General features: G+C 68.9%; 18 protein-coding genes. 13 read left to right on the top strand and 5 right to left on the bottom strand.

The annotated features are described in order from the left end of the window. Positions 1–17 precede the first annotated feature (17 nt). Positions 18–575 (top strand): GNAT family N-acetyltransferase, encoded by a 558-nt coding sequence (locus ACFOOQ_RS08490; protein WP_379724404.1) that lies wholly within the window; start codon positions 18–20, stop codon positions 573–575. 23 nt (positions 576–598) lie between these two features. Here ACFOOQ_RS08490 and ACFOOQ_RS08495 read toward each other — a convergent pair whose 3' ends face one another. Next, positions 599–805 carry a DUF1127 domain-containing protein gene (locus ACFOOQ_RS08495; RefSeq protein ID WP_379724407.1) on the bottom strand — a complete coding sequence of 69 codons (207 nt, stop codon included), beginning with the start codon at positions 803–805 and terminating at the stop codon, positions 599–601. A 102-nt stretch (positions 806–907) separates the two neighbouring features. Here ACFOOQ_RS08495 and ACFOOQ_RS08500 point away from each other — a divergent pair, with 102 nt between their 5' ends. The 7 genes from ACFOOQ_RS08500 to ACFOOQ_RS08530 all read left to right on the top strand — a co-directional run bounded on the left by ACFOOQ_RS08500 (position 908) and on the right by ACFOOQ_RS08530 (position 7,571). Beyond that, entirely contained in the window at positions 908–1,807 is a 900-nt protein-coding gene (locus tag ACFOOQ_RS08500; RefSeq protein ID WP_379724410.1) for a LysR substrate-binding domain-containing protein, read from the top strand. A 4-nt stretch (positions 1,808–1,811) separates the two neighbouring features. Further along, complete coding sequence (locus ACFOOQ_RS08505) at positions 1,812–2,705, top strand: serine hydrolase domain-containing protein (RefSeq protein ID WP_379724413.1); 894 nt, start codon at positions 1,812–1,814, stop codon at positions 2,703–2,705. A 22-nt stretch (positions 2,706–2,727) separates the two neighbouring features. After that, positions 2,728–3,513 (top strand): (Fe-S)-binding protein, encoded by a 786-nt coding sequence (locus ACFOOQ_RS08510; RefSeq protein WP_379724416.1) that lies wholly within the window; start codon positions 2,728–2,730, stop codon positions 3,511–3,513. Between the two features lie 14 nt (positions 3,514–3,527). Then, positions 3,528–4,982 carry a LutB/LldF family L-lactate oxidation iron-sulfur protein gene (locus ACFOOQ_RS08515; RefSeq protein ID WP_449265800.1) on the top strand — a complete coding sequence of 485 codons (1,455 nt, stop codon included), beginning with the start codon at positions 3,528–3,530 and terminating at the stop codon, positions 4,980–4,982. Continuing rightward, the gene (locus ACFOOQ_RS08520) at positions 4,979–5,674 is read left to right on the top strand and encodes a LutC/YkgG family protein (protein WP_379724419.1); all 696 of its coding nucleotides are present in this window, start codon (positions 4,979–4,981) and stop codon (positions 5,672–5,674) included. The genes ACFOOQ_RS08515 and ACFOOQ_RS08520 overlap by 4 nt, the downstream gene beginning before the upstream one ends. Beyond that, positions 5,655–6,260: a Smr/MutS family protein gene (locus ACFOOQ_RS08525; RefSeq protein WP_379724422.1), complete on the top strand. Its 606-nt coding sequence runs from the start codon at positions 5,655–5,657 to the stop codon at positions 6,258–6,260. Before ACFOOQ_RS08520 ends, ACFOOQ_RS08525 begins: the two co-directional genes overlap by 20 nt. Positions 6,261–6,482: 222 nt before the next feature. After that, a complete protein-coding gene (locus ACFOOQ_RS08530; RefSeq protein WP_379724425.1) occupies positions 6,483–7,571 on the top strand; it encodes a M14 family metallopeptidase in 1,089 nt (362 codons plus the stop codon). A 6-nt stretch (positions 7,572–7,577) separates the two neighbouring features. Here the strand turns inward: ACFOOQ_RS08530 and ACFOOQ_RS08535 are convergent, their stop codons facing one another. Then, positions 7,578–8,402, bottom strand: coding sequence for a substrate-binding periplasmic protein (locus ACFOOQ_RS08535; RefSeq protein ID WP_379724428.1), 825 nt, complete (start codon positions 8,400–8,402; stop codon positions 7,578–7,580). Positions 8,403–8,469: 67 nt separating this feature from the next. Here ACFOOQ_RS08535 and ACFOOQ_RS08540 point away from each other — a divergent pair, with 67 nt between their 5' ends. From ACFOOQ_RS08540 to ACFOOQ_RS08550, 3 genes are all read left to right on the top strand, one after another. Then, on the top strand, positions 8,470–8,820 hold the full coding sequence (locus tag ACFOOQ_RS08540) for a helix-turn-helix domain-containing protein (protein WP_379724431.1): 351 nt from the start codon (positions 8,470–8,472) through the stop codon (positions 8,818–8,820). Between the two features lie 130 nt (positions 8,821–8,950). Then, positions 8,951–11,167, top strand: a complete 2,217-nt coding sequence (locus ACFOOQ_RS08545) for a VTT domain-containing protein (RefSeq protein ID WP_379724434.1) — start codon at positions 8,951–8,953, stop codon at positions 11,165–11,167. A gap of 13 nt (positions 11,168–11,180) precedes the next feature. Further along, positions 11,181–11,945, top strand: coding sequence for an endonuclease/exonuclease/phosphatase family protein (locus tag ACFOOQ_RS08550; protein WP_379724437.1), 765 nt, complete (start codon positions 11,181–11,183; stop codon positions 11,943–11,945). On the opposite strand, the gene ACFOOQ_RS08555 is transcribed toward ACFOOQ_RS08550, so the two are convergent. Then, entirely contained in the window at positions 11,942–12,733 is a 792-nt protein-coding gene (locus tag ACFOOQ_RS08555) for an SDR family NAD(P)-dependent oxidoreductase (RefSeq protein WP_379724440.1), read from the bottom strand. The genes ACFOOQ_RS08550 and ACFOOQ_RS08555 overlap by 4 nt on opposite strands. Positions 12,734–12,996: 263 nt before the next feature. Here ACFOOQ_RS08555 and ACFOOQ_RS08560 point away from each other — a divergent pair, with 263 nt between their 5' ends. Both ACFOOQ_RS08560 and ACFOOQ_RS08565 read left to right on the top strand, forming a co-directional pair. Continuing rightward, the gene (locus tag ACFOOQ_RS08560) at positions 12,997–15,129 is read left to right on the top strand and encodes a TonB-dependent siderophore receptor (RefSeq protein ID WP_379724443.1); all 2,133 of its coding nucleotides are present in this window, start codon (positions 12,997–12,999) and stop codon (positions 15,127–15,129) included. Between the two features lie 28 nt (positions 15,130–15,157). Further along, positions 15,158–16,291 carry a PepSY-associated TM helix domain-containing protein gene (locus ACFOOQ_RS08565; protein WP_379724446.1) on the top strand — a complete coding sequence of 378 codons (1,134 nt, stop codon included), beginning with the start codon at positions 15,158–15,160 and terminating at the stop codon, positions 16,289–16,291. Here ACFOOQ_RS08565 and hslU read toward each other — a convergent pair. Together hslU and hslV are read right to left on the bottom strand one after the other, a co-directional pair. After that, the gene (gene hslU, locus ACFOOQ_RS08570; RefSeq protein WP_379724449.1) at positions 16,288–17,604 is read right to left on the bottom strand and encodes an ATP-dependent protease ATPase subunit HslU; all 1,317 of its coding nucleotides are present in this window, start codon (positions 17,602–17,604) and stop codon (positions 16,288–16,290) included. The two genes, ACFOOQ_RS08565 and hslU, sit on opposite strands and share 4 nt — an antisense overlap. Then, a complete protein-coding gene (gene hslV / locus ACFOOQ_RS08575; protein ID WP_379724452.1) occupies positions 17,601–18,158 on the bottom strand; it encodes an ATP-dependent protease subunit HslV in 558 nt (185 codons plus the stop codon). Before hslV ends, hslU begins: the two co-directional genes overlap by 4 nt. Positions 18,159–18,344: the final 186 nt, after the last annotated feature.

An 18,344-nucleotide genomic window follows, 5' to 3' on the forward strand; every position in this document is an offset into this window, starting at 1 on the left:
TCCGGTTCTCGCTCCCCATGCCGACGACTGCCGCCGCCCCGCTGATCCGCCCGTCGGATGACCGCGACCTGCCCGCCATTGCCGCCATCTATGCCCATCATGTGCTGCACGGCTATGCCAGCTTCGAGACGGAGCCGCCCGATGTCGCCGAGCTCGGCCAGCGCCGCGCCGCCATTCTCGGGAAAGGCCTGCCTTACCTGGTGGCCGAGATCGACGGCGCGGTGGTGGGCTATGCCTATGCCGGGCCCTACCGGCCACGCATCGCCTACCGCTTTTCGGTCGAGGATTCGATCTATGTGGCGCAGGACGCGCCGCGCCGCGGCATCGGCCGCGCGCTGCTGGCCGCGCTGATCGAGCACTGCACGGCGCAGGGTTATCGCCAGATGGTCGCGGTGATCGGCGATACCGGCAACATGGGCTCGATCGGCCTGCATGCGGCGCTCGGTTTCCGCGTCGTCGGCACCCTGCCGTCGATCGGCTTCAAGCATGGCCGCTGGGTCGACAGCGTGTTCATGCAGCGGCCGCTGGGCGACGGCGACCGCGACCTGCCGGGCGGTGACCCGGGGCCACGCTGAAACAGGGGCCGTGCTGAAACAGACTATCCGCCGGGCCGCAGGCGCTGCTGGTCGGCCGCGGTCAGGCCGACATCGTCGAGCAGCCGGGCATCCAGCTCGCGCAGCGCGTCGAAACTGCGCCGCCGCGCCACCCGGGCCTTGTGGCCGGCCCACAGATATGTGACGAAACGGCAAAGCAAATCCCTGGCGGCGGGCGTCTGCCGCGCCGGCCGTTCAACCGCGAAAGCCATGGAAAACCTCGCTTGATCAGGCTGTCTGCGGCCGTATGATAGGCAGCGACGGCGCCACCACCAGCCGTCATTTGCTCACCTGTCTGTCAGGAAAACTCACAGATGCGGCCCCTGCCGCCCCTCAATGCCCTGCGCGCCTTCGAGGCCGCCGCCCGGCTCGGCAGCTTCAGCCGCGCGGCCGAGGAACTCGGCGTCACCCATGGCGCGGTCAGCCGCCATGTGCAGACGCTGGAACAGTTCCTCGGTGCCGCGCTGTTCCGCCCGCAGGGCCGCGGCCGGGTGCCGACCGAACGTGCCGCGGTCTATCTTGCCGAGGTCAGCGCCGCGCTCGACCGGCTCGGCAGCGCCACCGAACGCATGCGCGAGCCGGCCACCGTGCGCACCGTGCGGGTCAGCATTGTCGCCACCTTCGCCATGCGCTGGCTGATCCCGCGGCTGTCGGCCTTCCAGATCGCACATCCGCGTGTCGAAATCCGGCTGGTCACCTCGACCGAGGCCGTCGAGCATCTGCAGGACGAGTTCGACGTGGCGATCCGCCGCCACGCCATGCATCGCCCGGGCTATGTCTCGCGGCATTTCCTCGCCGATCCGAACCTGCCGGTGGCGGCGCCGGCGCTGCTGGCGCGCTGTCCCGTCGCCACCCCGGCCGACCTGCTGCAGGCGCCGCTGCTGCACAGCGACTCAAAGCCGAATGCCTGGCTCGAATGGTTCCGCGCCGCCGGCTTTTCCTCGCGCCAGCTGCCGACCGGCGGCCAGCGTTTCGAGAATTACTTCTTCGCGCTGGAGGCGGCGCTGCGCGGCCTCGGCTTCGCGGTCGGCGCCCTGCCGCTGGTGGCCGACGATCTCGCCGCCGGCCGCCTGGTGGCGCCGCTGGCGGGCCCGATCTTCGTCTCCGAAGGCTACCACGTGCTGTATCCGGCCAACCGCAGCAACGGTACGGTGATGCAGTTCGTCGACTGGCTGGTCGCCGAAGGCGCGCGCGTCGACACGGCGCCAGCCTGACGGCATGGCCGAGGAATCCCTCGCCCTGATCGATGCGACGGGCACGCTGCATTTGGAGGGCATCGCCGGTGCAGTGCCATGGTGGAGCTTCACCAAGACGGTGATCGCCATCGCCGCGCTGCGCCTGGTCGAGCGCGGTACGCTGGCGCTGGACGCGCCGCTGGCGGGCGAGGAGTACAGCCTTGCGCAACTGCTGCGCCACGAGGCCGGCTTGTCCGATTACGGCGGCCTTGCGCGATATCATGCGGATGTGGCGGCGGGCGCGGCGCCATGGCCGGTCGACCGCCTGCTGGCCGAGACGGAAGCGGATCGCCTGCGCTATGCCCCAGGTCATGGCTGGGCCTATTCCAATATCGGCTATATGAAGGCGGCGACGCACATCGCGCAGGCCGCCGGCCTGCCGCTCGCCGATGCTTTGCGGCAGCTTGTCTTCGCACCGGCCGGACTGGCGGATACGCGGCTGGCGCTTGAGCCTGCCGATCTTGCCGATGTCGCCATGGGCGGCGCACGCGGCTATCACCCGGGCTGGGTCTATCACGGTCTGGTCGTCGGCCCGGTGGTGGAAGCGGCGCGCCTGCTGCATGCATTGGTCACCGGCGGTCTGCTGCGGCCGGAGAGTTTCGCGCGCCTGCTGGATGGCCGGCCGCTGCCTGAACAGCGCAGCGCGACCTATCCCGATCCGGCTTACGGTCTGGGGCTGATGTTATGGGCACACGAGCCGCTGGGTCATCCGCTCGGCCATACCGGCGGCGGTCCCGGCAGCAGCATTGCCGTCTATGCGCTGGGGCATCGGGTCTGTGCAGTGTGGAGCGCGGCATCCGTTCCGGTCGATCCGGCGGCGCGAGCCTTTGCCCGGCTGGCAGAGGCGTTGCCAGCGGCGACCAAGGCGCTAGAGTGACGACGAGGAGACCCCGTTCGCCATGACCAGTCCCGCCGCCCCCGCCGACGCGAAACCGCACGTCGCCCTGTTCGTCACCTGCCTCGTCGACCTGTACCGGCCGAGCGTCGGCTTTGCCGCGATCCGGCTGCTGGAAGATGCCGGCTGCAGCGTGACAGTGCCGGACGCGCAGGTCTGCTGCGGCCAGCCGGCCTATAATGCCGGCGACCGTGCCGATACCACGGCCATCGCCAGACAGGTGATCGCCGCCTTCGAGGGCTACGACTATGTGGTGGCGCCGTCCGGTTCCTGCGGCGGCATGATCCGCGACCATTACCCGGCATTGTTCGCCGCCGAGCCGGCCTGGCAGGCGCGCGCCAATGATCTGGCCGGCCGCACATACGAGCTGACCAGCTTCCTGGTCGACGTGCTCAAGGTCGACAGCCTCGCCAATGTCGCCTGCGACGGCACGGCAACCTATCACGACAGCTGTTCGGGTCTGCGTGAACTCGGCGTGAAGGAGCAGCCGCGCAAGCTGCTCGACTCCGTCGCCGGGCTGGAGCTGGTCGAGATGGCGACGCCGGAGACCTGCTGCGGCTTCGGCGGCACCTTCTGCATCAAGTACGGCGAGGTCTCGACCGACATTGTCGGCCGCAAGACCGCCGACATCGCCGCCACCGGCGCCGGGATGCTGCTGGCTGGCGACATGGGCTGTCTGCTCAACATGGCCGGCAAGCTGAAGCGCGAGGGCAGCAAGGTGCAGGTGCGCCATGTCGCCGAGGTGCTGGCCGGCATGGCGGATACGCCCGCCATCGGCGAAGCCGAGTAAGGGAGCGCAACGCCATGAGCATGCAGGTCACCTCCCAGGATTTCCAGGCCAATGCCCATAAGGCGATGGCAGACCCCAACCTGCGCAAGGCGATGGACATCATCGGCGGCCCGATGGCCAGCCGCCGGGTCGAGACCGCCCGCGAGCTGCCGGAATTCGAGGCCCTGCGCGACGAGGGCGTGAAGATCAAGAACCACGTGCTGCAGCACATCGACCTCTATCTCGAAAAATTCGAGCAGCAGGTCACCGCGCGCGGCGGCAAGGTGCACTGGTGCCGCACCCCGCGCGAGGCGCGCGAGACCATCCTGGCGCTGTGCCGCTCGCGCGACGCAAAGGTCGTCACCAAGGGCAAGTCGATGGTGACCGAGGAGATCGGGCTGAACGATTTCCTCGAGGAGCATGGCATCACCCCGGTCGAGACCGACCTCGGCGAATACATCATCCAGCTGGCCCATGAGCCGCCGAGCCACATCATCGGCCCGGCGCTGCACAAGACCCGCGAGCAGGTCGCCGAACTGTTCGAAGATCACCACCCCGACTACGCACCGCATGGTGTGAAGCTCGGCGCGCGCAGCAGCGACCCGCAGGCGCTGGTCTCCGAGGCGCGCAGCGTGCTGCGCGACCGCTATTTCCAGGCCGAGGTCGGCATCACCGGCGCCAATTTCCTGATTGCCGAGACCGGCGCCACGGTGATCGTCACCAACGAGGGCAACGGCGACCTGACCCAGTCGCTGCCGAAAATGCACATTGCCGTGTCCAGCATCGAGAAGGTGATCCCCAATCTCGAGGACCTCTCGACCATCCTGCGCATCCTTGCCCGTTCGGCGACCGGCCAGGAGATGAGCTGCTACACGACCCTGTCCTGCGGCCCGAAGCGGCCGGAAGACATCGACGGGCCGGAAGAATTCCACGTCGTGCTGCTGGATAACGGCCGCAGCGAGATGCTCGGCACCGCGCTGCAGCCGCTGATGCGCTGCATCCGCTGCGGCGCCTGCATGAACAACTGCCCGGTCTATCGCTCGGTCGGCGGCCATGCCTATGGCTGGGTCTATCCCGGTCCGATCGGCGCCGCGCTCGACCCGCATATGATCGGGCTGGAAACCGCGCGGCACCTGCCGAATGCGTCCACCTTCTGCGGCAAATGCGAGGAGGTCTGTCCGATGCGCATTCCGCTGCCCGCCATCATGCGGCACTGGCGCGAACAGGCGCACGAGCAGCAGATCACCCCGCCGCTGCAGCGCTGGGGCATCGAGGCCTGGGCCTTTGCGGCGCGGCGGCCGTGGCTGTACCGGCTGGGCACGCGGCTGGCGATTGCCGCCCTGCATATGCTCGGCGCAAAAAAAGGCGGCCGCTTCACGGCGCTGCCGCTGGCGTCGGGCTGGACCGATGGCCGCGACCTGCCGGCACCGCAGGCGGCCGAGACCTTCATGACGCAGTACAAGCGGCAGCGGAAGGGAAGCGCCCGATGAGCAGTTCCCGCGACCGCATCTTCGCCACCCTGCGCGCCGGCCTGAAAGAAACGGTGAACGATCCGGCCCGGCCGAAAACCGTCGCCGACCGCATCAGCGGCCATCCGCGCAACCTGGTGCCACAGCGCGCGCAGATTCCGCATGACGAGCAGGTCGCCCTGTTTGTCGCCAAGGTCGAGGCGCTGACGGTCACCGTCGACCGCGTCGACAGCGCAGCCGATGTTCCGGCCAAGATCGCCGACTATCTGGCGCAGCACAATCTGCCGACCACGCTCAAGGTCTCGCCCGACCCGCTGTTGGAAGCCCTGCCGTGGTCCGACCGGCCGCTGCTGCAGGTCGAGTATGGCCGCGGCCGCAGCGAGGATCTGGTCAGCGTCACGCCGGCCTTTGCCGGCATCGCGGAAACCGGGACGCTGATGCTGCATTCGTCCGCCACGACGCCGACGACGCTGCATTTCGTGCCGGATCATCATCTCGTGGTGATGCGCGAAAGCCAGATCACCGGCGCGCTGGAAGACGCCTTCGCCCGGCTGCGCGAAAAACTGGGCAGCGTGGACAACTGGCCGCGCACGGTGAATTTCGTCACCGGCCCGTCGCGTACCGCCGATATCGAGGGGGTGCCGGTGCTGGGTGCCCATGGCCCGCGCCGCCTGCATATCGTGCTGGTCAAAGATGGCGCCGCGCAAAGCTAAGGCGCCGCCTGCGCCGCTGATACCGGACCACGAGGTCTGGCAGCAGGTGGCGCAGACGGCGCGGCCGCTGAAAAAGGCCGATGTGGTACCGCAGCCGCTGGCGCCGCTGCCGAAGGTCTACCGGCCCGAAGGCGCCGGCGTGGCCGCCTATGCCCGCGCCGAGGCGCGGCAGAAGACGCCGCTGGCGGCTCATGCGCCGCTGCCGGCCCACGCGCCGCTGCAGATGGACAAGCGCCTGCGCCAGCGGTTCGAGCGCGGCGAGCTGCCGGTCGAGGCGCGCATCGACCTGCATGGCCTGACGCTCGCCAATGCCGAACGGGCGCTGTCGCGCTTCCTGCGCGACGGCATCGCCCAGCAGAAGCGCTGCCTGCTGGTGATCACCGGCAAGGGCCAGAGCGGGTCCGGGAACACTGCCGTGGAGATGGGCTTCCATCCGGGCCGTGGCGTGCTGCGCGCCTGGCTGCCGGAGTATCTGCGCCGCGGTCCGTGGCGAGAACAAATACTGGGCGTGGCGCCGGCCCGGCCCGACATGGGCGGCACGGGGGCCTTCTACGTACTGCTGCGCCGCCAGCGCGAGCCGCGCTGACCCGGCCCGGGCTGGCAAATCCGGCCGGGTGGGCTGTCTGTACAAGGGGACCGGGTTTCGCTTTGTGCAATCAGACCGGTAATTGCATATGGATTTTGTCACGTGTTTTGACGCAGAGTGCGGCTGCAGAAGCCGGCATTATTTGCAACCGCCACTATTCAGTATACGGTCGCTATCAGGCCCGATCCCCCATCCGCAGAACCGCGGAGTAAGAGTGTATCCATGTCTCTTCATGACCATTTCTCCCCCGACTATGTCGCCGCCCGCAGCAAATTCCTCGCCACCGCCAAGGCCGCCGCTGCCCAGACCGACAGCATTCCGCATCCGCTGACCGGCATTGCCGGCGAAGACCTGTTCACCGATACCGCCTGGCTCGGCCCCCGCGATGCCAAGGCGGTGCTGGTCACCGTGTCGGGCACCCATGGCATCGAGGGGTATTACGGCTCCGGTTGCCAGACCGGCTGGCTGGCCGACGGCCATGCCGCAAAGCTGCCGGCCGGCACGGCGATGCTGATGATCCATGCCAGCAACCCCTACGGTTTTTCCTGGGGGCGCCGGGTCAATGAAGACAACATGGACATCAACCGCAACTTCATCGATTTCGCCGCCGGGCCGCCGCCGTCGAACCCGGCCTATGCCGAGGTGCATGACTGGCTGCTGCCGGCGGACTGGACCGACGCCAGCATCGCCGCGCTCAAGGCCAGCCTCGCCGCCTATTACGAAAAAGTCGGCCGCCGTGCCGCCGATGCGGCGCTGGTCAGCGGCCAGCACAGCCATCCGCAGGGCATTTTCTACGGCGGCATCGAAGCCTGCTGGTCGCATCGCACGGTGCAGGCGATCTGCGAAAAATATCTCGGCACGGCGAAACGCATCTGCGTGCTCGACCACCACACCGGTCTTGGCCCCTTCGGCTATTCGGAAATGATCTGCCGCCATGCACCGGGCTCCGAGGCGCTGACCCTGGCGCGGCGCTGGTTCGGCGATGCGGTGACCTCGCCGGCCATGGGCCAGTCGGACTCGCCGGTGATCGAGGGCAACCTGCGCATGGGCATCGCCCGCTTCTGCCCGCAGGCGGTGACCGTGGCCTGCGCCATCGAGGTCGGCACCATCCCCTCGCCCGAGGTGCGGCTGTCGGTGATCGCCGACAACTGGCTGCACCTGCGCGGCAATGTCTTCTCGCCGCAGGGCCAGGCGATCAAGGCGCAGATCCGCGCCGCCTTCTATCCCGACAGCGACGACTGGCGCGGCCAGTGCTATCCGCGTGCGGTGGAGATCCAGCGCCAGGCGCTCGACGGCCTCGCCAGCACCTGACGGCGCCTATCCCGGACGGTGGTAGCGGATCGGCGTGGCGCCGGCGGCTTCCAGCGCGGCCTCCCAGCTCTGCCGGATCGCGTCGTAGCGGCCGTCGCCGCGGATGCGGCGCAGCCCGTCATTGAAGGCGGCGCAGGCGGCTGGCTTGCGGAAGGCGACGCCGTAGTCGCTGGGCGGGAAGATCACATGCTCGGCCAGTGGTGCCGCGGTGTCGACGCCGGCCTCGCTGCTGTGCATCAGGAAGCGGAAGATGCGGCGGTCGGCGATCACCACGTCGGTGCGCCCGGTGAACAGCGCGCGGACCTGCAGCATCTGGTTGGCCACCTCGTGATAGCGCGTGTTGATGCGCTGCGCCTGCAGCAGGGCCGGGCCGAGCAGGCGGCTGGCGTTCTGGAAGGCCATCACGTCGTAATAGGCGAGGTCGGCGATCTCGTTGATCGGCAGCCGGTTGCGCTCCAGCGTGAAGGCAATGTTCTGGTAGGTCAGTACGGTGTCGCTGAGGCAGCCGGGCAGCTGCATCGCCGCGCCGGCCGGTGTGAAGGCATCGATGTGGCCGCGCCGGAAATCCTCGGGCAGCCGGCCGTAGGGTGCGACATCCGGCGTGACCGCCAGTCCCCCGGCGGCAGCGGCGGCCATCACCAGCTCGTATTCCAGGCCCTTCAGGCGGCCATCGGGCGGGGCGATCACATAGGGCGGCGCGACGCGGAAACCGATGGTGACGGGCGTGGCCGCCGGTGTCCCGGCGCGACTGGCTGCCGGCACCAGCAGCGCCAGCGCCAGCATTACGATGGCCACCCTCCAGGGGCGGATCAGGCGATTGCGTTTCCCCATGGCAAGAGCATAGGTTGATCGCCATGACGCGGCAATTCGCACACATACGATTAGCGGAGCGGTGGTCGTGACCCCGTTCGGCGCCCGCATGCGCAGCCTGCGTCAGGCGCGCGGCATCACGCTGAAGCAGATGGCGGCCGACCTCGGCGTCTCCTCGGCCTACCTCTCGGCGCTGGAACACGGCCATCGCGGCCGGCCGAGCTGGCTGCTGCTGCAGCGCATCTGCGGCTATCTCAACATCATCTGGGACGATGCCGATGCGCTGGCCGATCTGGCGCGGCTGTCGCATCCGCGGGTCACCATCGACACGGCGGGCCTGTCCCCGCGCGCCACCCTGCTGGCCAACGAACTCGGCCGCCGTATCGACAAGCTCGACGAGACCAGGCTCGAACAGATGCTGAAGCTGCTGCGCGGCTAGGCGGCAGCATTCATCCGCGGCGGTTTTCCGCCCCGGCCATGATTTTGACGCATCCGCGCCATACCGGCGGCGCGAACCGCCGCCAGACTGCCGCTTTCACATTCGCATGGCGGCGGGAGGCGAGCGAGGCATGCTCAACCAGACCGATACGGATCCGGCAGAACAGGACGGCGACAGCGCCGCCCGCGGCCTGCTGCGGCCCGGCCGCAACATCTGGCGGCAGGCGCCGGCGCGGCGCGCCGCCGTGCTGGTCGATGCGGCGGCCTATTTCGGCACCCTGCGCCGCGTTCTGCGCGATGCCCGCCACAGTATCGTGATCGTCGGCTGGGACATCGACAGCCGCATGCGGCTGGTTGGTGCCGATGGCGAAACCGGTGACGACCTGCCGGCGACGCTGGGGCCCTTCCTCAGCGAACTGGCCGCCCGGCGGCCGGCGCTGACGGTCAAGCTGCTGCTGTGGGATTACGCCGCGCTCTATGCACTGGAGCGCGAAAAGATGCCGGCGCTGGCGCTGCAGTGGAGCACGCCGCCGCAGGTCGAGCTCTGCCTCGACAAGATGCTGCCGGTCGGCGCCGCGCATCACCAGAAGCTCGTCGTCGTCGACGATGCCGTCGCCTTCATCGGCGGCCTCGACCTCACCATCCGCCGCTGGGACACCAGCGAGCATGCGGCCGACCAGCCTTTGCGCACCGATCCCGCCGGCCGGCCCTATACGCCCTTTCATGATGTGCAGCTGATGCTCGATGGTGCGGCCGCCGCGGCGCTTGCCGAAGTGGCGCGCGGCCGCTGGCAGCGCGTCACCGGCGAACGCCTGCCGCCCGCACCGGACAAGGACGCCGCCGCCGGTCTGTGGCCGGCCGATGTCGCGCCGGGCTTTCGCGACGTGGCGGTCGGCATCGCCCGCACCCAGCCGGCTTTCGACAGCGAACCGGAAATTCGCGAGATCGAGGCGCTGTATCACGACATGATCGCCGGCGCCGAACGCAGCCTCTATATCGAGAACCAGTTCCTCACCTGCACCGGCGTGGCGGCAACCCTGGCCCGCCGGCTGCAGGAACGGCCGGAACTGGAAGCCGTGCTGGTCAGTCCCGACAGCTATGCCGGCTGGTTCGAGCAGCAGAGCATGCTGGCCGGCCGCATCCGCTTTATGCAGGTGCTGCGCGAGGCCGGCGTGCAGGATCGCGTGCGCCTGCTGCATCCGCGCGTCGGCCATGGCGCGGCGGCGGCCGAGGTGAAGGTGCATGCCAAGCTGATGATCGTCGACGACCGCCTGCTGCGCATCGGCTCGGCCAACCTGTGCAACCGCTCCTTCGGCCTCGATACCGAATGCGATGCCGTGCTGGCGCCGGCGGATGCCGCGGGCCGCGCTGGCATCGCGGACTTGCGCAATGCCCTGCTGGCCGAACATTGCGGTACCACGGTCGATGACGTCGCGGATCTTCTGCGGCGCCATGACGGCGCGTTGTTCGCGGTACTCGATGCACTGGCGTCCGACGGCGACCGCCGCCTGCTGCCGGTCAGCGACGGCGGTCCCGGCGATATCGGGCAGTTCGCCGCCATCGGCCAGATGGTCGATCCGCCGCATCCGCTGGAGGCCGAAAGCTATCTCGCGGCACCGCTGCCGGCAGCGGACGGGCCGCCGCGCCAGAGCCGGCTCGGCGCCGTGCTGAAACTCGGCCTGCTGCTGCTGGTCGTCGCCGCCTGCGTGCTGGCCTGGCGCTACACGTCGCTGGCCGATGTGCTGTCGCTGGAAAAGCTGACCGGCCTGTTCACCCGGCTGGGCGCCAGCGGCTGGGCCTGGCCGGCGGTGATCGGGCTGTTCGTGCTGGGCGGCCTGGTTGCCTTTCCGGTCACCCTGATGATCGCTGCCACCGCGGCCGCCTTCGGCACCTGGCCCGGCCTGCCGCTGGCGGCGGCCGGCGCCATGAGCAGTGCGCTCGTCACTTACGGCATCGGCCGGGCGATCGGCACCGGGCCGCTGCGGCAGCTGATGGGACCGCGCATCCATCGCATCGCCGCGCGCGTACAGCATCACGGCATCTTCGCCGTCGCCGCGATCCGGCTGGTGCCGACGGCGCCGTTCACCCTGATCAACCTGGTGGCCGGCGCCACCGGCATCCACCTCGTGGACTACCTGATCGGTTCGGCGCTCGGGCTGGCGCCCGGCGTCATCGTGCTGTCGGCGCTCGGCCATGGCCTGTGGCAGCTGCTGGACTCGCCCTCGGCGATGCAGGTGGTGCTGTTCGCCGCCCTGCTGCTCGGCTGGGGCGTGCTGTCCTTCGGCCTGCAGCGGCTGGTCAGCCACCTGCGCGGCAGTGGCAGCGGTGACGGCAAGGCGGCGGCATGAGCGGCACGGTACGATGAGCGGCACCGAACGGCCGGACGACACGGCGACCGTCCGCCTGCTGACCTGGAACCTGCATGCCGGGATCGGGCCGGACGGCCGCTACGACCTCGACCGCATCGTCACCCTGGTGCGCTACCACGATCCTGACATCGTCGCGCTGCAGGAAATCGATTCCCGCGGCCGCAGTGGCGATTCCCCCTTCGACGTCCTCGCCGCTTCGCTCGGCAGCCATGCCGCCGAGGCGCGCACCATCACGGCGCCGGATGGCTATTACGGCCATGCCCTGATCAGCCGCTGGCCGCTGCACGATGTCGCCGTGCATGACCTGTCGGTGCATCGCCGCGAACCGCGCAGCGCCATTGAGGCCACGGTGGCGACACCCTGGGGGCCGCTGCATCTCGCCGCCGTGCATCTGGGCCTCGGCTGGCGCGAACGCCGCGCCCAGGCAGCCATGCTGGCCGCCATGGCCGGCACGGCGCGGCGTACCACGGTGGTGCTGGGCGACTTCAACGACTGGTTCTTTTTCGGCAGCGTGCGGCGCGCGCTGGCCGCCGTGCTGCCGGCGCGCACCATGCACCGCACCTTCCCCGCGCGCCGGCCGCTGCTCCGTCTCGACCGGGTTTACTGCCGCCCGGCTGCCGCCCTGCGCCACAGCCACGTGGACACCACGGCGCGGCGCATCTCCGACCATCTGCCGGTGATCGCCGACATCCGCCTCGATGCCGGCGACGAGGCCGGTGCGGCGCCGCTGCCGCTCAGCCTGGCGCGCACTGCCTAGCGTGAAACCGGCGGCCGCGGCGCCGCCAGCCGCATGCCGGCATCGATCATCAGGGTCTCGCCGGTGATATTGGGCGCCGCGGTCAGGAAGAAGGCGATGCTGGCGGCGACATCCTCCGCCGTGTTGGCGCGGCCCAGAGGCGCCAGCGCCATCCAGGTCTGCCGCGTCGCCTCATAGGCCGCCTCGCCCATGCCCTGCTTGAGCCATTCGCCCTCGACGAAACCGGGGCAGACGCTGTTGATGCGCACCTCGGGGCCGAGCACGCGGGCGAGGCCGAGCGTCAGTCCGTTCAGCGCGGCTTTCGAGGCGACATAAGCCAGCGACGAGCCCATGGCGAGGATGGCGGCGACCGACGAGACATTGACCACGGCGCCCTTGGTGGCGCGCAGGTAGCTTTCGGCGGCGCGCACCATCTGGAACGGCCCGATGGTGTTGACCGCATAGATGCGCTGGAAATCCTCGGCCGAGAGACCGGCGAGATCCTTGTGGGCGACGAACTTGGTGGTGCCGGCATTGTTGACGAGGAAGTCGAGGTGGCCGAAATGCGCCACCGTCTCGTCGACGATGCGCCGGCAGTCGGTATCGTCGGCGACATCGCCCTGCACCAGGAAGGCGCGCCCGCCGGCCGCCTCGCAGGCCGCCAGCACGGCTTCCGCCGCCGGACGGCTTTTCGAGAAATTGATCGCCACCGCGCAGCCGCGCCCGGCCAGCAGTTTCGCCGTCGCCGCGCCGATGCCGCTGGACGCGCCGGTCACCAGCGCCACGCGGCCCTTCAGGTCTGCATTCATCAGGCTTTTCCTCCCGCCTTTATCGGATGTCGCCTCCGGTTTTAGGGCATATCGCGCCCGGCTGCATGGGATTCCGCCGACCGTCTGCTTAAAAATTATACATATGAATCAAGGGTGAAAATCGGCAATTGCGTATCATTCGCATTGACAGGGCTGCTTCGGCGATGATACGGCAGGGCCTTCCCGTTCCCGGGCGTTAGCCAGTGTCCTGCCCCGCCCCGGCAGTCGCCAGCCAGGTCCCTCCTCATTGTCAGGATGTCACCATGGCGCGTCTGCCCGGCCTGCAAACGGCAACCCTTGTCTCCCTCTTCGCCCTGGCCGCCGCGCCTGCGGCCCTTGGCCAGACGGCCGATACGCCGGCCGCCCCTCCTGTCACCGCCGGGCCGGCGGTGCTGCCGGCCCTGAAGGTCGAGGGGCAGGCGCCGGCCGAATTCGCCGACGGGCCGGTCGAGGGCTACCGCGCCACCCGCTCGGCCACCGGCACCAAGACCGACACGCCGCTGAAAGACGTGCCGCAGGCGGTGAACGTGGTGCCGCGCAGCGTGATCGAGGACCAGCAGGACAACCGCCTGACCGACGTGCTGCAGAATGTCAGCAACGTGCAGCCAGGCAGCACCATCGGCAATCGCGCGGAGAATTTCACCATCCGCGGCTTTCGCGGCGAGACCTTCGCGCGCGACGGCGTGGTCAACAATCCGCTGTTCACCAACGAGACCTTCCTCGACCTGTCGAATGTCGAGCGTGTCGAGGTCCTCAAGGGTCCGGCCTCGGTGCTGTTCGGCCAGGGCGATCCCGGCGGCCTCGTCAACATCGTCACCAAGAAGCCGCAGCGCGATTTCGGCACCAGCGGCAGCCTGGAAGCCGGCTCCTTCGACTATCGCCGCGGCGAGGCCGATGTCACCGGCCCGCTCGATGCCGAGGGCAGGCTGACGGCGCGGCTGACCGGGGCGTACCAGAAGAGCGATACCTTCCGCGACTTCTTTACGGAGTCCGAGCGCAAGGCGGTGGCGCCGACCCTGCAGTGGCAGCCGCGCGACACCACGACGCTGACGCTCGGCCTCGACTACACCGAGCAGAGCCTGCCTTTCGACCGCGGCCTCGTCGCCATCGGCGGCAAGGTGGCGGCGATCCCCTCCGATCGCTATCTCGGCGAGGAATTCTCGCGCTTTGATTCCAACAAGCTGGCGCTGCAGGCCAAGCTCGAGCATGAGGTCAACGACTGGCTGACCATCCGCCAGGTCAGCCGCATCGACCGCGGCGAAAGCCTGCGGGTCAGCGCCGACCCCCGCAGCATCAGCGCCAGCGGCGTGCTGGCGCGCCAGGCGCGCATCCAGAACGACGACACCGATTATGCCGATTTCACGCTGGACGGCACCGCCCGCTTCGATACCGGCCCGTTCGGCCACACCGTGCTGCTGGGCGGCGAATACGGCCGCGCGCATCGCGACATCGACTGGCGCACGGCGACGCTCGGCAGCATCAACATCTACGACCCGGTCTATGGCGCCCTGCCCGGCGTCTACGGGGCGCAGACGGTGCAGACCGCGGCGGTCGACATCTACGGCGTCTATCTGCAGGACCAGATTGCCCTGACCGATACGGTGAAGCTGCTGGCCGGCGGCCGCTTCGATTCTTTCGACCAGGTCAATGCCCGCAACGGGGCCGAGACCCAGCAGTCGGGCAATGCCTTCAGCCCGCGCGCCGGCATCGTCTGGGAGGTCCTGCCCGCCCTGTCGCTCTATGCCAGCTATACGGAATCCTTCAAGCCGCAGACCGGCACCGACGTCAACGGCAGCCCGTTCGATCCGGAAACCGGGCAGCAATACGAGGTCGGCGCCAAGGCCGACATCCTGCCCGACCGGTTGTCGGCGACGCTGGCGGTGTTCAACCTGACCCGGCAGAACGTCACCACCGATGATCCGAACAATGCCGGCGAGTCGGTCGCCACCGGCGAGCAGCGTTCGCGCGGCGTCGAGCTCGATGTCACCGGCACGGTCCGGCCGGGCTGGCAGGTGATCGCCTCGGGGGCCTTCCTCAATACCGAAGTGACCAGGGACACCGCTTTCAAAGGCGCCCAGCTTGCCGGGGCACCGCGCTGGAGCGGCAGCCTGTGGTCGACCTACAAGATCGGGGACGGTCCGCTCAGGGGCCTCGGCTTCGGCGGCGGCATGGTCGCCGTCGACCACCGCAACGGCGCGCTCGACAACAGCTTCTCGGTGGCCGGCTACATGCGGGTCGATGCCAGCGTCTTCTACGACCTGAACGATCATGTCCGCGTCTCGGTCGCCGGCAAGAACCTGTTCGACACCGATTACATCGAGACCCCGGTCAGCACCACCGAGATCTATGCCGGCGAGCCGCTGACCGTGCTGGCGCGGCTGACCGCGCGCTACTGAGCGAACAGTCACCGCGATGCGCCGGATCATGCATCGGCTGCACGGCCTGGTCGGCTTTTACGGCTGCCTGGTGCTCGGCTTCCTCTGCCTGTTCGGCACGCTGACCAGCATCGGCCATGAGCTCGACTGGCTGGCCGATCCGGCGCTGCGGGTGGACCCCGCGCCAACGCTGGCCGGCTGGGGTGCGCTCGACGCCGCGCTGCGCCGCGCGCATCCGGACTGGGTGCTGCAGCGGATCACCGCGCCGGAAGGACAGTATTTCGCTGCCGAGGCGCGCATGGTGGCGCCGGATGGAACGGCGCGGCTCGTCTATGTCGATCCGTACCATGCGGTCGTGACCGGGGCGCGCGACCGCGAGACCATCCATGCCATGCTGCGGCGCATCCACCGGCAGTTCTACCTGCCCAATGCCATCATCCTCGATGGCCGGCGCATCAATGTCGGCGTCTATCTCTCGACGCCCTTCGGCTTCGCGCTGCTGGTGATGCTGGTCAGCGGCGTCGTGATCTATCCGCAATTCTGGCGCGGCCTGTTCCGCCTGCGGCTGCGGCAGGGCAGCGCGGTGCTGTTGCACGACCTGCACCGGCTGGTCGCCGGCTGGGCGGTCTGGTTCCTCGCCGTCATCGCGCTGACCGCAAGCTGGTATCTCGCCGAACGCCTGCTGGCCGACACCGGCATGCGGCTGGAGCCGCCGCCGCCGGCGGCCAGCAGGCCGGCCGGTGTCGCCGTATCCATGCCGCTCGACGACCTGGTCGCCCGCGGCCGTGCCGCCTTTCCCGGTCTTGAGGTGCGCGCTGTCTATTTCCCGGCACGGCCGGGCGCGCCGCTCGCGCTGGCGGGCCAGGCCGGCGACCTGCTGGTGCGCGATCGTGCCAACCGGGTCTGGCTCGATCCGGCCGATGGCCGCGTGCTGCGCGTCGACCGCATCGATGGTGCCGGGCCGCTGCGGCGCTGGGATGCCATGGCCAATCCGCTGCATTACGGCGATTTCGCCGGCACCGCCTCGCGGCTGGTGTGGTTCGTCTTCGGCTGCGGGCTGACCGCGCTGGTCTTCACCGGCGCCTGGATGTATCTCGCCCGCCTGCGCCGCGAGCGCGCCACCCGGCGCCGGCTGGATGCCATGCGCGCGGCCCGGGCGGCGTCGCGGCGGGTGTCAGCCTAGAGGATATACTTGCTGAGGTCGGCGTTGCTGGCGAGATCGCCGATGCGCTGCGTCACGTAAGCCGCGTCGATGGTGATGGTCTGGCCGGAATGGTCGGCGGCCGTGAAGCTGATCTCCTCCAGCACGCGTTCCAGGATCGTGTGCAGGCGCCGCGCGCCGATATTCTCGACGCCCTCGTTCACGTCATGCGCCACCTGGGCCAGCGCGTCGACGGCATCGTCGGTGAACACCAGCGTCACATTCTCGGTCTGCAGCAGGGCGACATACTGCTTCAGCAGGCTGGCCTCCGGCTCGGTCAGGATGCGCTTGAAATCGTCGCGGGTCAGGCCCTTCAGCTCGACGCGGATCGGCAGGCGGCCCTGCAGTTCCGGCAGCAGGTCGCTCGGCTTGGCCACCGAGAAGGCGCCGGACGCGATGAACAGGATGTGGTCGGTTTTTACCGTGCCATGCTTTGTATTGACGACGGTGCCTTCGATCAGCGGCAGCAGGTCGCGCTGCACGCCTTCGCGGCTGACATCACCGCCGCCGCGGTATTCGCTGCGGGCGCAGATCTTGTCGATCTCGTCGAGAAAGACGATACCGTTCTGCTCGACCGCGGTGATCGCCTCCTTGGTCAGGCTGTCCTGGTCGACCAGCTTGTCGCTTTCCTCCTGGGTCAGCGCCTTCATCGCCTCGCCGACCTGCACCTTGCGCGGCTTGCCGCGCGGGCCGCCGAAGGCCTTGCCCAGCATGTCCTGCAGGTTGGCCATGCCCATCTGGGCACCGGGCATGCCGGGAATCTCGAACATCGGCATGCCGCCGGCGCCGCCGTCCTTCAGCTCGATCTCGATCTCGCGGCCATCGAGTTTGCCCTCGCGCAGCATCTTGCGGAATTTCTGCCGCGTCTCGACGCTGGCCTTGTCGCCGACCAGGGCGTCGAGCAGGCGCTCTTCCGCCGCCAGCTCGGCGCGGGCGGCGACCTCCTTGCGGCGCTTCTCGCGGGTCATGGTCAGCGCGCCTTCCAGCAGGTCACGCACGATCTGTTCGACATCGCGGCCGACATAGCCGACCTCGGTGAACTTGGTCGCCTCCACTTTCAGGAACGGCGCATTGGCCAGCCTGGCCAGCCGCCGCGAAATCTCGGTCTTGCCGACGCCGGTCGGGCCGATCATCAGGATGTTCTTCGGCAGCACCTCTTCGCGCAGGCCCTCGGGCAGCTGCTGGCGGCGCCAGCGGTTGCGCAGCGCGACGGCGACGGCCTTCTTGGCATCGGCCTGGCCGACGATGTAGCGGTCGAGTTCGGAGACGATCTCACGCGGGGAAAACGAGGTCATGACAGCTTTTCGATGATGATGTTGCGATTGGTGTAGACGCAGATGTCGGCGGCGATCTCGAGGCTGCGCCTGGCAATCGCCTCGGCATCCATGTCCGGCCGGTCGATCAGCGCGCGCGCCGCGGCCAGTGCGTAGTTGCCGCCCGAGCCGATGCCGATCAGGCCGTCCTCGGGTTCCAGCACGTCGCCGGTGCCGGTCAGTACCAGCGAGACGGATCGGTCGGCCACCGCCATCATGGCTTCGAGGCGTCGCAGGTAACGGTCGGTGCGCCAGTCCTTGGCCAGTTCGACGCAGGCGCGGGCGAGCTGGCCCTGGTGGCGCTCCAGCTTGGCTTCCAGCCGCTCGAACAGGGTGAAGGCATCGGCGGTGGCGCCGGCGAAGCCGGCCAGGATGCTGCCGTCGCCGATGCGGCGCACCTTGCGAGCATTGGATTTGATCACGGTCTGGCCGAGGCTGACCTGGCCGTCGCCGGCCAGCACCACCTGGCTGCCCTTGCGGACGGCAAGGATGGTGGTGCCGTGCCAGACCGGCACCTGGTCATTACTGCTGCTCATGCGGGAGGAATCCTTATCTGCGACAGGCTGTTCATGTAGGGAGGGCGGTCGCGCGCTGCAAGCGGGCGAAAGATACACCGCAATACGGTTGCGTAAGCCTTTGACGTTGCGACTTTCTGGTGCGGAAGGCGCTCTCGACTCCCTGCCGGGGCTGCCCTAGACTCCTGACCATGCGGTCAGGCTGGG

This window comes from Ferrovibrio xuzhouensis (genome assembly GCF_042648965.1).
Classification (GTDB): domain Bacteria; phylum Pseudomonadota; class Alphaproteobacteria; order Ferrovibrionales; family Ferrovibrionaceae; genus Ferrovibrio; species Ferrovibrio xuzhouensis.